The organism is Kitasatospora sp. NPDC059571 (assembly GCF_042735675.1).
In the GTDB taxonomy this organism is placed as follows: Bacteria; Actinomycetota; Actinomycetes; order Streptomycetales; family Streptomycetaceae; genus Kitasatospora.
This window is the reverse complement of the sequence record NZ_JBHWBW010000197.1, coordinates 1-13,054: the sequence shown is the minus strand read 5'-3', so window position 1 is coordinate 13,054 and position 13,054 is coordinate 1. Positions and strand designations below refer to the sequence as shown.

At 76.2% G+C, this 13,054-nt stretch carries 11 protein-coding genes; 6 read left to right on the top strand and 5 right to left on the bottom strand.

The genetic code is table 11. The features are described 5' to 3' along the window. Window positions 1–937: serine protease (locus ACFV0G_RS21600; RefSeq protein WP_380550123.1), on the bottom strand; the 937-nt coding region annotated here is incomplete at its 3' end. A 435-nt stretch (window positions 938–1,372) separates the two neighbouring features. Between ACFV0G_RS21600 and ACFV0G_RS21595 the strand changes: the two genes are divergently transcribed. From ACFV0G_RS21595 to ACFV0G_RS21575, 5 genes are all read left to right on the top strand, one after another. After that, on the top strand, window positions 1,373–2,065 hold the full coding sequence (locus ACFV0G_RS21595; protein WP_380550120.1) for a VOC family protein: 693 nt from the start codon (window positions 1,373–1,375) through the stop codon (window positions 2,063–2,065). Between the two features lie 227 nt (window positions 2,066–2,292). Further along, window positions 2,293–3,810, top strand: a complete 1,518-nt coding sequence (locus tag ACFV0G_RS21590; RefSeq protein ID WP_380550117.1) for a carbohydrate binding domain-containing protein — start codon at window positions 2,293–2,295, stop codon at window positions 3,808–3,810. Window positions 3,811–4,177: 367 nt separating this feature from the next. After that, a complete protein-coding gene (locus ACFV0G_RS21585; protein WP_380550114.1) occupies window positions 4,178–5,569 on the top strand; it encodes an SDR family oxidoreductase in 1,392 nt (463 codons plus the stop codon). 66 nt (window positions 5,570–5,635) lie between these two features. Continuing rightward, window positions 5,636–9,001 (top strand): hypothetical protein, encoded by a 3,366-nt coding sequence (locus tag ACFV0G_RS21580; protein ID WP_380550111.1) that lies wholly within the window; start codon window positions 5,636–5,638, stop codon window positions 8,999–9,001. 81 nt (window positions 9,002–9,082) lie between these two features. Beyond that, window positions 9,083–9,667, top strand: a complete 585-nt coding sequence (locus ACFV0G_RS21575) for an NUDIX hydrolase (protein WP_380550108.1) — start codon at window positions 9,083–9,085, stop codon at window positions 9,665–9,667. Here ACFV0G_RS21575 and ACFV0G_RS21570 read toward each other — a convergent pair. The 3 genes from ACFV0G_RS21570 to ACFV0G_RS21560 all read right to left on the bottom strand — a co-directional run bounded on the left by ACFV0G_RS21570 (window position 9,664) and on the right by ACFV0G_RS21560 (window position 11,837). Next, window positions 9,664–10,164 carry a hypothetical protein gene (locus tag ACFV0G_RS21570; protein ID WP_380550105.1) on the bottom strand — a complete coding sequence of 167 codons (501 nt, stop codon included), beginning with the start codon at window positions 10,162–10,164 and terminating at the stop codon, window positions 9,664–9,666. The genes ACFV0G_RS21575 and ACFV0G_RS21570 overlap by 4 nt on opposite strands. Continuing rightward, window positions 10,161–10,946, bottom strand: coding sequence for a thioredoxin family protein (locus ACFV0G_RS21565; protein WP_380550102.1), 786 nt, complete (start codon window positions 10,944–10,946; stop codon window positions 10,161–10,163). The genes ACFV0G_RS21570 and ACFV0G_RS21565 overlap by 4 nt, the downstream gene beginning before the upstream one ends. A 111-nt stretch (window positions 10,947–11,057) precedes the next feature. After that, on the bottom strand, window positions 11,058–11,837 hold the full coding sequence (locus ACFV0G_RS21560; protein WP_380550099.1) for a GntR family transcriptional regulator: 780 nt from the start codon (window positions 11,835–11,837) through the stop codon (window positions 11,058–11,060). A 168-nt stretch (window positions 11,838–12,005) separates the two neighbouring features. Here ACFV0G_RS21560 and ACFV0G_RS21555 point away from each other — a divergent pair, with 168 nt between their 5' ends. Then, complete coding sequence (locus ACFV0G_RS21555; RefSeq protein WP_380550096.1) at window positions 12,006–12,494, top strand: ATP-binding protein; 489 nt, start codon at window positions 12,006–12,008, stop codon at window positions 12,492–12,494. A 121-nt stretch (window positions 12,495–12,615) separates the two neighbouring features. Here the strand turns inward: ACFV0G_RS21555 and ACFV0G_RS21550 are convergent. Continuing rightward, window positions 12,616–13,054 (bottom strand): transposase (locus tag ACFV0G_RS21550; RefSeq protein WP_380550093.1); only part of this gene is annotated, 439 nt, incomplete at its 5' end.

Genomic DNA, 13,054 nt, shown 5'->3' with positions numbered 1-13,054 from the left:
GACCCGTCGCCGAGAACGTCAGCGGAGCGGTGCCACCGGTCGCCGCGATCTGCAGGTTCGCCGTCCCGTTCAGCGCGGTCGTCTGGTTGCCCGGGCTGGTCACCGTCACGGCGCTGCCGGCGGGCTTGGTGAGCAGGCAGCCGGCGACGTTCAGGTCGATGGCGCGGCCGGTGCCCAGGCAGGTGGTGAACCAGTAGGTCTCCTCACCGTAGCTCTGGCCCTTGGTGACCGTCGTGGTCCCGTCGGCCGCCACCTCGCACGGGTTGTTGAGGGTGCACATGGCGCCGTCGTCGTTGCCCGTGTTGTTGATCCCGACGAGCCGGCCGCTGGCCGTGTCGACGATCGGCGAGCCGGACGTGCCGTGCGTGGTGTTGCAGCCGGAGCTGTAGCGGATCGAATCGTGCCAGGTCCACTGGTCCTCGCGCAGGGTGCCGACGAACCCGTTGACCGAGCAGTTCCAGACCTGCTTCCAGTACGACGAGGGGATGTACATCGCGGAGCCGTCGGCCGGGTGGGTGTCGCTGACGGTCAGTGCGGTGACGCCGTACTTGCTGGTGATGGAGGCGAAGGTGTCGGTCAGTTCGTAGAGGGCGACATCGGTGCCGGTCATCGTCGCGTACAGCACCTTGTCCGCGTTGACGGTGCCGAGCGAGGAGCCGGAGGCGCTGAGCAGGGTGCCGCTGCGGCTGGCCGTGGTGTTCTGGATGACCTGGCCCGCGGTGGGCATGGTCGGCAGGCAGTGGCCGTTGGTGAGCATCATCGCCCGGTCGGTGTCGACCGATGTGGGGTATCGGACGAGCGAGGCGGAGCAGTTGCTCAGCGCGATGGTGGCCGTCAGGTCGGCTGCCTGGAGGGCCTGCGCGGGCGTGGCCGCCGCGGTCAGCGTGCCCGCGGTGACCGCGACCGCGCCGAGCCCGGCGGCGAGTGCCTTGAACATGGGGTCTCCTTGTGGGGGATGTGCCGCGCGGGCGACCGGTTGCGCACGCGCGGGCCGCACGAAGCTGCCATGACCGCATCAATCGGTCAACCGTTCGGCCGGGTTGGGGGGTTGGGCGACGCCACGGCGAACGGGCCCACCCGCCCGAATCGGCCACACCCCCGTCCGGACGACTCCGCCGGTCCGGCCCGTACGGCCCGGTCGGCACACCCCTCCGCCGGGCGGGCGGAGCGCCCTCCGCCCGGATCCGCGGCGGCCCGCTGCGCTGCTCCGGGGCGGTCGACGGCCCCGCCGGGCCGAACAGCCGTGCCGGGCGGCGAGATTGGCCGGAATCCACCGGCCGCCCGGCGCCGCCCGCACTCTCCCGCGGGCCGCGGTCGGCCGTTCCGGGCCGATCGCCGGGACACCGGCCACGGGCCCTGGGAGGATGCCGGAATGGCATCACCACTGAGCAGCCAGGAGGCCTCGGACGCCGTCGGCGGCCTCGGATGGCGCTTCCTGCTGGGCACGTTGCGGACCTCCGTCCCCACCGGATCGCTGGCCGGGGCGGCCGAGGCGGCCGCCCTGGCGGTGGCGGCCTGCGGGGACGACGCCGACCGGCATCTGCGGGCGGACCTCCGGCCGGCCGGGGCCGTCCTCACCCTGCAGTCCACGGACCGGGCCGACGTGACGGCGCTGGACGTCGAGTTGGCGGGCCGGATCTCCGCCGCACTGCGCCGGGCCGGGCTGCGGACGGAGACCGGGTCCGGCCCGGACGCGCCGAGGTCGGTCCAGTTGCTGGAGGTCGGCATCGACGCGCTCGACATCGCCGCGATCAGGCCGTTCTGGAAGGCGGTGCTGGGCTACGACGACGAGGCGGGCACGGACGGCCCCGAGGCTCCGCTCGTCGACCCGGTCGGGCAGGGCCCGGCGATCTGGTTCCAGCAGATGGACCGGCCGCGCCCGCAGCGCAACCGCCTCCACTTCGACATCTGCGTCCCGCACGACGAGGCGCCCCGCAGGATCGCGGACGCACTGGCGGCCGGCGGCCGGCTGGTCTCCGCGGACGAGGCCCCGGCCTTCTGGGTGCTCGCCGACCGCGAGGGCAACGAGGCCTGCGTGACCACCTGGCAGGGCCGGGACGGCTGAGGCACCCGGCTTCCCGGGAAGCGCTCCTGACGGGTGATCGGCCGAGGGCCGGGCGTTCCCCACGCGCGACCTTAAGGGGCCCGTAAGGCTGGGCCGGGAGGGTTGACGCGTGCAGATGGTCTAGTCCATTTTGAACGAGCGGCGCCGCACACCGACCCCCCGCCCCCGCTCGCGCACCCCCACGACCCGCGCGGGCCGGCCGGGCACGTCCACGAAAGGGCACCCCCATGCCACGCCCGCTCCACCGCCGTGCCGCCGGTCGGCGCGCACGCCTCCTGCCCCTCGCCAGTGCCGCGGTGCTCGCGGCTGGCGGCCTCGCCACGCTCGCCGGCGGCGCGGACGCCGCGGCGACCAACCTGCTCGCCAACCCCGGCCTGGAGAGCGGGGCCCTGAGCCCCTGGACCTGCTCCGCCGGCACCGGATCGGTGGTCGGCTCGGGTGCGCACGGCGGCACGTACGCCCTGCGCGGCGCCGCCTCCACCAGCGACACCGCACAGTGCTCGCAGACCGTCAGCGTCCTGCCGAACACCACCTACAGCCTCTCCGCCTGGGTCCAGGGCCAGTACGTCTACCTGGGCGCCACCGGCAGCGGCGTCACCGACCCCGCCACCTGGACGCCGGGCGGCAGCAGCTGGCAGCAGCTCAGCACCAGCTTCACCACCGGCGCGAGCACCACCAGCGTCACCGTCTACCTGCACGGCTGGTACGGCCAGGGCGCCTACCTCGCCGACGACGTGGTGCTCAGCGGCCCCGGCGGCTCCACTTCGCCCTCGCCGACCGCGACGCCGACGTCCAGCCCCACCCCGACGACCAGCGCGAGCCCCACCGCGACGGCCAGCCCCACGGGCACCCAGACGCCGCCCAACGTGGCCGTCCCGGTGGCTCCGTACGTCGACATGGGCGCCTGGCCCACGCCGTCGCTGACCGCGATGGCGTCCGCCGGGAACCTCAAGTCGTTCACCCTGGCGTTCATCACCTCGGTGGGCTGCAAGGCGAGCTGGTTCAACGCCTACGACCCGCGCACGGCCTGGGCGAAGGACCAGATCGACGCCCTGCGGGCGGCCGGCGGCGACGTCAAGATCTCCTTCGGCGGCGCCTCCGGCACCGAACTGGCCCAGGCCTGCTCGACGGTGGACTCGCTGTTCGCCGAGTACGACGCCGTGGTGAACGCCTACAACCTGAAGTACGTCGACTTCGACATCGAGGGCGCGGCCGTTCCCGACACCGCCGCCAACACCCGCCGTTCGGCCGCGCTGGCCCGCCTCCAGCAGGCCCACCCGGGGCTCAAGGTGTCCTTCACGCTGCCCGTCCTGCCCGAGGGCCTGACCTCCGACGGCCTGGCCGTGGTGCAGTCCGCCCGGGACGCCGGGGTCGCCGTCGACCTGGTGAACGTGATGGCGATGGACTACAACCGGCCGTCCACCGACTACGGCACGGACGCCGTGCAGGCCGCCCAGTCGACCCACGACCAGCTCAAGGGCCTCTACCCGGCCAAGACCGACGCCCAGCTGTGGGCGATGACCGGGGTCACCCCGATGCTCGGCGAGAACGACGACCACGGCGTCTACAACCAGGCCGACGCCCAGCAGCTGGTCACCTTCGCCCAGCAGCACCACTTGGGCATGCTCGCCTTCTGGGAGCTCGGCCGGGACGCCAACGCCTGCACCGGCGCGCTCTACAAGTGCACCAACATCGGCCAGAGCCCGTACGAGTTCTCGAAGATCTTCGCGCAGTACAAGGGCTGACCGGCCCGGGCGGGGCGGCTCCACGGCCGCCCCGTCATCTTTATGACGATCTGTCACGGCCTTGGTGCTCCGTGCCCGGGTGCTCGACCTCACCGGCCCGGTCCTGCCGGCGGCCCTCGCCTCCGGCCCGCTGCCCTCCGGCAGCACCCTCGGCATCCTCACGGTGCCCGCGCCCGCCCGGTGACCTGCCCGGCCGCACCGGCCACCCCTGCCCGGTCTGCGGTTATTCGGTTCCGGACGGGTCGCGCCGCTCGCTAGGCTCCCGGAACCGCCCACGGCAGGGCGGACCGGCCGTCCGCGGGGCGGCCCGGCAACCCGCCCGGCGGCCCGTCCGCCGGCGCGCCCGACCCCCGTGAACGGAGGGGCCATGCCGCTGCACACCGAGCCGTCCGAGGACGAGCTGGAAGCGTACGAGCGGACGGTGGAGCGGCTGCGGCAGCTCGCGGTGGACCACCCGGCCCGGATACGCGCCGAGCGGCTCGCCCAGGTCTTCGTGCGGGAGGGCCGCCACCGCCGCCGGAAGATCAGCCTGAACGAGGCCCGGATGGCCGACGGCGCCCTGATCGCCGCCACCGCCACCGGCGCCACCGACCGCCGGGAGGACGCCCCGCTCACCGTGCCCGCCGGGCCGGCCCGGATCGGCGACCTGATGCGCAGCCAACGGTGCTATGTCTGCAAGTCGACATACCGTCAGGTGAATGCCTTCTACCACCGGCTCTGCCCGACCTGCGCCGCCGACAACACGGCACGCCGCGCCCTCGCCACCGACCTGCGCGGCCGGCGCGCCCTGCTCACCGGCGGCCGGGTGAAGATCGGCTTCCAGCTCGCGCTGATGATGCTGCGCGACGGCGCCGAGCTCACCGTCACCAGCCGCTTCCCGGCCGACACCGTCCGCCGGTTCCGCGCCGCCCCCGGCAGCGAGGCCTGGTGGGACCGGCTCCGGGTGGTCGGCATCGACCTCCGCGACCCGCGCCAGGTGCTCGGCCTCTGCGACGACCTGCTCGCCGAGGGACGGCCGCTCGACATCCTGGTCAACAACGCCGCCCAGACCATCCGCCGCGGCCCGGAGGCCTACGCGCTGCTGGCCGACGGCGAGCGGGGCGCCCTGCCGGCCGGCTCGGACGTGCTGCTCGCCCCGGGCTTCCGGCCGATGCCCGCACTCACCCCGGCCTGGCCGGCGGCCGCCCTGGAGTCCGCCGCGCCGCCGGCCGGCCCGCGGCTGCCCGCCCCCCGCGCCCCGGAGGCCGACGAGGCCGGCCTGCTGCCGGACACCGCCGCCGCCAACTCCTGGTCGGCCCGGCTCGGTTCGCTCGACCCCGCCGAGGTGCTGGAGACCCAGCTGGTCAACGCGCTGGCCCCGGCCCTGCTCTGCGACCGGCTGCTGCCGCTGCTCGCCGCCTCGCCCAACCCCGCCCGCTACATCGTCAACGTGACCGCGGTGGAGGGCCGGTTCGCCGTCCGCAACAAGACCGCGCGCCATCCCCACACCAATATGGCCAAGGCCGCGCTCAACATGCTGACCCGCACCAGCGCGGCCGAACTCGCCGCCCGCGGAATCCACATGTGCGCCGTCGACACCGGGTGGATCACCGACGAGAACCCGGCCCCGCTCAAGACCCGGATGGCCGCCGCCGGCTTCCGCACCCCGTTGGACGTGGTCGACGGCGCGGCCCGGATCTACGACCCGATCGTCCGCGGCGAGGCCGGCGCACCGGTCTCCGGCGTCTTCCTCAAGGACTACCGCGAGGCCGCCTGGTGAGCCCGCGGGCCGGGGCCGGCGGAAATCCGGTGGGAGGCGCGGCAGCGGCACGGCCACAATGACGCCATGCCACAGCTCGCCGACCACCTGCTCGCCGGCCTCGACCCGCTCTCCTTCCCCGAGCGAGGGCGGCAGGTCGCCCGGACCGCCCGCGACCTCGCCGCCCGCGGCAGGCTCCCGCAGCTGCTCGCGGAGCTGGAGGAGGCCGGGCCGTTCGGCCGCCGACTGGCCGCGCTCGCCGCATCGGCCGGACGCGACACCGGCCACCTCGCCGCACGGCTGACCGACCCCGACCCGACGGTCCGCGGGTACGCCATGCGCGCCGCCCGTACCCAGCCGCTGCCCGACGAGGCCGTCGAGGCGGCCTTCGCGGACGCCTCCGGCGCCCAGCGCCGGGAGCTGGCCCGGGTGATCCGGTACGGCCGCCGGCAGCAGCTCGCCGAACGGCTGGTCGAGCGGCTGCGCACCGAACGGGGCGACGCCGAGGCGGCCCGGCTGCTCTCCGCCTGCTCCCCCGAATTCGTCGCCCGGATGCTGCCCGAACTCGCCCACGCGGCACCGCTCGCCGCGCTCGCCGGACGCTTCCCGGACGCCGTCCTGGACCACCTGGAGCAGACCCTCACCGACCATCCCGAGACGCTGCGGCTCGGCCGGTGGCCCGCCCTCTTCGACGCACTCGGCGCGGCGGCCCGCTCCCGCCCCGAACGGGTGCTCGCCCTGCTGGAGCGGTTCGGGCCCGACCTGCCGCTGCGCACCGGCCACTTGGCCCCGCTGGCCGCCGCGGACCCCGGGCGCACCGCCCGGCTGCTCGCCGACCCGCGGCGCGGCCCGGCCGGGCCGTACGCGGCGCCGCCCTCGGCCGGTGTGCTGCGCCGCCTGGTACGCGCCGACCCGGCCTCGCTCGCCGCCCTCGGCCGCCACTGGGTGGCCGCACCGCGCTGCTTCGCCGCCCTGCTCCGGGCGGTTCCGCCCGGACGGCGCGATGCCTTCCTCGACCGGGTGTACGCCGGGGCGCAGCTGCGCGCGGCCGATGCCGCGCTGCTGCTGCCGCTCTTCCCGCACGCGCGCCGGCATGCCGAGGCACGGCGGCGGGTCGCCCTGCTGCGCACCGAGGGCCGCGGCTGGGCCGAGATCTCGGCCCTGCTCGCGCACCTGCCGGCCGCGGAGGCCCGGCCGGACCTCCTGGCCGCGCTCGGCCGCCCGGACGCCGACGACCGGGCGGCGGCCTGGCGGGCCCTGTTCGCCAACGCGGCCGGATCCGCCGACCCGGCCGCCGTCCAGGACGCGCTCGATCTGCTGCCGCGGCTGCGCAACGAGCAGGACCCGGTCCGCTGCGCGGCCCTGACCGCGCTCGCCGAGGTGCCCGCCCGGCTGCTCACCCCGGCGGCCGTGCCGGTGCTCGACGCGGCAGTGCTGGACGCCGTCCGGGCCCGCGACTGCTCGTACCAGACCCGCAGCGCCCTGCAGCGCCTGGTCTGCGAGGTGCTGCGCGAGCACGCCGCCGGCGGCGTGACGGCGCTGGTGGAGTGGGCGCTGCGGAGCATCCGGGAGGTGGTCGGGCACACCGGCTCCGTCGGGCTGGGGCGGCTGGACCACCGGCTGCGGCGGGGCCAGGAGCACGCCGTGTTCGCGACGCTCCGGCCGTGGCTGGAGACCCTGGGCGACACGGCGGACCACTGGCTGCTGTTCGCCCTCGCCCGCGGCCTCGGCCGACGCGCCCGCCACCTCCCCGGGCTGCAGGAACTCCTCTTGCAGGCACTGCAGTTCGGTTCGGACGGCGACTTCGCCACGGCCGCGGAACTCTGGCTGGACGACCCGCGCACCCGCGGCGAGCGGGTTGCCGTGATCCTCGAACTCGAGCAGTCCGCCGCCGTGCTGGCACCGGTGCTGGCCGTGCTGGCGGACCGCCGCACCGACCTGCTCGACCCGCTGCTCGCGCCGACGCCGCCGTACGGGCGCTTCCTGCGGCACCCGCACCGGGCCGAGCTGCCCCCCACCCGGTCCGCACCGCGCTGGTTGCCGCGCCAGCAGGAGGCCGCCGCACGGCTCGCCGCCGCGGCCGCCGCGGACCCCACCCAGCCGCTGTACCGGCGGGCCGCCGCCGTCCAGGCCGCGGCGCTGATACCGGAGTTCGGGCTCGCGGTCGTCCGCGCCCACCTGGACTCCCCCGAGATCGTCCTCGCCGAGGCGGCGCTCGCCGCCCTGGCCCGCACGGACCGGCCCGCCGACGCGCTGCCCGAACTGCTGGCCCGCGCGGGCGGCGACCGGGCCCGGGTCGCGATGTACGCCGCCGCCCGGGCGGCCCGGTTCACCGCGCCCTCGGTGCTCGCCGAGCGCCTCGGCCCTCTGCTGGCCCGGGTGGAGGGCAGCAAGGTGACCAGCCGCAAGGAGGTCGTCCGGCTGGCCGCCGAGCACCTGCCGCCCGCGGTCGCCGCCGAACTGCTGGTCACCGCCTACCGTGCGCCCGGGCAGCACCGCGACGTGCAGGCGGCGGTGGTCGCCCTCGCCGCCGCGCTGCCGGCGACCGAGGCGCTCTGGGAGCTGCTCGCCGAGGCCGCCGAGCAGGGGCCGCCCGCGATCCGCCGTGCCGTCCTGCGGGCCGCCCCGCAACTGGTCCCCGAGGCCCGACGCGCCCGCTACGCGCGGCTGGTGGGCACGGTGGCCGCCTCGACGGACCCCGAGGTCGCCGGCCCGGCGCTCGCCGCGCTGCCGTCCTGGTGCCAGTGGGCCCCGGAGACCGCCGAGACGGCCCGACGATCCGTCACCGACTTCGAGGTACGGGGTGGTTGGCGGGCCGCCGCCCAGGCGGTCACGGCCATCGCCTCGTCCGGGCTGCCGCACCCGCTCGGCGGCGCGGCCCCCGGCAGCCTGCTGCACCGCACCCTCACCGAACTGGCCGCCGCCGCCCGCCGGGACGCGCCGGACGCGGCGGCCGACCGGGACCTGCCGGCCCGCCGCCGGCTGGCCGTCCTCGCCGGCCTCCCGGCCGACGACCGCCACCGCCCGCTGCTGCCGGGCGTGGCGGACCTGCTCGCCGCAGAGCCCGACCTGGCCGGGACGAGGGCCGCGGTGCTGCGGCGGCTGGTCGACCCGGCGGACGGGCCGAAGGCCCTGGCCACCGCCCTCGACGTGCTCGCCGATGCGCACCGCGGCCGTCCGGCCGCGGCCGCGCTGACCGCCGAGGCACTGCGCCGGGAGCAGGCGCACGGTTCGGTGCCGCCGGAGGGGACGGCGCAGGCACTGGCCGGGGCGGCCGGCCGGGACGGCGAGGGCGGCGCGGCCGCGGGGCTGTTCGCGGTGGCGCTGGCCGCCGCGGCCGGGGAGCGCCTCGGCTGGCCGCAGGAGTGGCGCGGGCTGCTGCGCGGGCTGCGCCGCCACCCCTCGGCGGACGTCCGCGAGTACGCCCTCGCGGTCGCCGTGCACCGGGAGTGACCTGCGGCCGGGCCGTCCGACGCGCAGTGCCGAAAGCGCACGGCTGCCACGCGGACGGCCCCGGCGGACTAGGATCGATCAATGACGGACACCACGGACAGAACAGGGGAACTCGCGGACCTCGCGGCCCGGTTCCCGCACCTGCACGCCCCGCAGCGCTGGGCCTGGGGCGGTATCGACGCACAGTTCTCGGTGGAGCTGCCGCCGGACGGACTCATCACCAACATCCATGTGGTGGGCTTCACGGACGGCGGCGTGGTGCTCTGCCGGGATGCCCGCGGGCACTGGTTCCTGCCGGGCGGCACCCGCGAGGCCGCCGAGTCGGTCGAGTCCTGTCTCGTCCGGGAGTTGCGCGAGGAGGCCGGTGCCCGGCTGGTGGGGGAGCCGGTCTGGATCGGCGCCCACCGGGCCGTCACCGACCACCCGGAGCCGTACCGGCCGTGGCAGCCGCACCCCGAGAAGGCCTGGCTGTGGGGCTGGGCCGACGTGGTGGTCGACTCCACCCCGACCAACCCCGACGACGGCGAACAGGTGGTCGAGGTACGGGCGATGGACCCGGCGGAGGTCCAGCGGCTGCTGGTGCGCGGCCGCGAGCCGTGGTGGGGCGAGCTGGTGGCGCTGGCCGTGGAGTCGCGCGCCCGGCGGGACTCGTCGGACAGGCCCTAACCCAGGGCCACCGCCTGGGCGGTGACCGGGACGAGGCAGCGCTGCTCGCTGCAGGCGCCGTAGCTGAGCACCGCCTCGGCCTGACCCGGGCCGGTGCTGCGGACGGGGAGGGTGATGGTCACCGGGCCGTCCGGGTACACCGGCAGCAGGACGCCGAGCGCGGTCGGGCTGACCGTGCGCAGCGGGCGGTCGGCGGTCGGGGCGCCGTCGGCCGCGAGGACGCCGCGGACGGCGAGCCGGGTGGGGATGCCGAGGCCGCCGACCCCGCCGTCGGGCAGGTCGAGGCTGTAGAGGTGGAAGCCCGGCTCCTGCGGGGTGAAGGTGGCGCGCAGCTGCCGCGCGGCGGCGCCGGCCGCGTCCAGCCGCAGCTCGACGGTGACCCCGCCGCCCGAGTAGCGGGCGGTGGCGGCCGGCTCCGCGCCGCTCGGGGCGGCGCAGCCGAGCGGCAGCGCGAGCACGGCGGCGAGCACCGCCGCCCGCCGCGGACCCCGGGTCACTTCACGGACCAGCGCCCGAGGAAGCCGGCCACCGCGGCCGGGTCCATGGTGCGGGCGTTGGAGAAGGAGCCGTCGTTGGTGGTGGTGCGGATCTTGCCGTCCGGGGCGAGCACCACCAGCGCGGGGATGCCGCTGGTCTGCAGGTTGACGTACCGGGCGGCGAGGTCGAGGTTGTGGTCGAAGCGGCCGACGTCGACGGCGACCACCCGGTAGTCGGTGCGGAGCAGCGGCGCCACCGCGGGGGCGTGGAAGAGCTTGTCGAGCACCTGGCAGTCCGGGCACCAGTCGGCGCCGAAGTCGAGCAGCACCTGGCGGTGGTCGGCGGCCGACGCCTTGAGGGCGGCCCGGATGTCGGCGGCGGCGTCGCGGTGGGCGTCGTAGCCGGTCGGGATCGGGTCGGCGGACGGCGCGGCGGCGGACGCGGACGGGCTCGGCGCGGCGGCCGGGGCGGAGGCGGCGGACGGCGCGGCCGATGCGGCCGCGGCGGCGGGGGGGGCGGCGGCCGGGCCGGCCCCGGCCGCACCGGGTGCGGCGGGAGGTGCGACCGTCACGGTGACCTGGGCCGCCGGGCTCGCCGCGGGCGCGGACGGGCCGCCCGCGAAGGCGGCGACGGCGCTCGCCACCGCGGCGGCGGCACTGACCACGCCGGCCAGCGCACCCCAGACCTTGGCCCGCGAGCGCGACGGGGCCGGCTGCGGGACGGGCGGCCACGGGGGCGGCGCCGGGGGCTGCGGGTACGGCCACGACGGACCGTTCGGCGGCAGGTGCGACGGCTGTTGCATGGGGCTCCCCCGACTCGTACCGGCGTCCGCCGGCAGGCCCGCTCCCCCGCCGGACGACCGGATGCTAGCAACCGGGGGCCCTGCCGCACCGGTGATCGGCGGGACCGGCCGCTACCGGCCGGGGGCCGCCAGGCCGTAGAGCAGGCGGCAGCGGTCGGCGGCGTAGCGGGTCTCCACGACCCGGACGGGCCCGCGGTGGTCGCGGGTGACCCGGGTCTGCACCAGCAGCGGCACGCCGGGACCGATCTCGAACCAGGCGGCCTCCTCAGGACCGGGCATCCGCGCCACCAGGTGGTCGACCGCGGTGCGCTCGGCGCGGCCGATCGCCGCCAGCACCGTCTCGTCCCCGCCGGGCACCGCCTCGGGCTCCATCAGCGGCGTGCCGGCGGCCAGGCCGGCCCGGTAGTGGCTCTCCTCGATGGAGTAGGGCTCACGGTCCATCAGCCGCAGCTGGCGGCGGACCACCACGGCCTCGCCGGGCCGCAGGCCGAGCAGGTCGGCGATGTCGGACCGGGCCCGGACGACGAGCATCTCGAAGTCGGCCGCCAGCCGCCGCCCGGCCGCCGCGGCCTCCTCGGCGTAGACCCGGGTGGGCGCGTCCAGGCAGTCGGACCCGGCGGCGGCCGGCGGGCCGAAGACCCGGTGGTCCAGCAGCGGCTGCTGCTTGAGGTACGTGCCCTTGCCCTGGAGCCGGACGAGGCGGCCCTCGTTGACCAGGACGTCGACGGCGAGGCGCACGGTGTTGCGGGCCACGCCGTAGTGCAGCTCCAGCTCCGTCTCGACCGGGAGCTGGGCGCCGCCCTGCCACTCGCCGGATTCGATCCGGCGGCGGAGGTCGGAGGCGAGGCGCTGGTACTTGGGCGCGGGGACGCCGGCTCGGGGGATCGTCACCCGAGTGAATGTAGCCATTCGGCTTGCGCCATTTCAGCTAAACCGGCCAATATTGCCCACGATCGGGGATTGCGGGATCGATCCGCTCCACGTCGCGTCCAGTCGTTCGGCGACACGGTCCCCGGATTTCCGGCACGGTATTCCACCACGCACACCCGGGGGCGGCGCATGCCCGTCAGCAGTACTTCGCGACAGTCCGACGCCCGCCAGGACGGGCTCGACCGCACCGACTCCTCCGGCGCCGAGCGCCGCCCCGGCCGCGTGCTCGCGGCCGCCGAGCGCGGTGCCTGGTCCGCCTCGGCGAGCTTCCCCCCGCAGCCGGCCAACGTCGCCCGGGCCCGCCGGCTGACCCGCACGGCGCTGGCCGCCTGGGGCGCCGCGCACGTCGCGGACAGTGCCGAGCTCCTGGTGTCGGAGCTGGTCACGAACGCCCTGCGGTACGGGCGGGGCGCCGTCTCGCTCGCCCTGACGCTGACCGACGGGATGCTGCAGATCTCGGTCTCGGACTTCGGCCGGGGCGTTCCGACGCTGCGGGCGGCCGGGGACGACGAGACCGGCGGCCGGGGGCTGGCCCTGGTGACCGCGCTCTGCGAGCGCTGGACGGTGACCACCCGGCTGAGCGGGAAGACCGTGAGCTGCTGGCTGGAGCTGCGGTAGCGCAACCGGCCGAGGAGCCGGCAATCCGGTCACATCATCCGATCGTGAGATTGCAGAATCAGACGGATACGATCCGGAATTAACGGCAGGACCACGCGAAAAAGTGCCCCTATGGTTTTCGTCAACCGGTGGCGGCGGTCGGAGGTTGGTAGAGAGTCCCGTCGCGGAGCATGGCAAAGAGGACGTCGATGCGGCGGCGGGCGAGTGCGACGAGGGCTGCGACGTGGTGCTTGCCCTCGCGTCGCTTCCGGTCGTAGTAGGCGCGTGACTCGGGCTGGGACAGGGATGCGAACGCGGCGAGGTAGAAGGCCCGCTTGAGCTGCTTGTTTCCCCTCCGGGAGGGGTGCTCGCCGCGGATCGACGACCCGGAGGCGCGGGTGACGGGCGCCAGGCCGGCGTAGGCAGCCAGGTGGCCGGCGGTCGGGAAGGCGCGGGCGTCGCCGACGTCGACGAGGATCCGGGCGGCGGTCCTGACCCCGATGCCGGGCATCGAGGTCAGGACCGGGGAAAGAGGGTGGGCCTCCAGTAGTTCCTCGATCCTCGCGGCGAGGAGTCTGCGC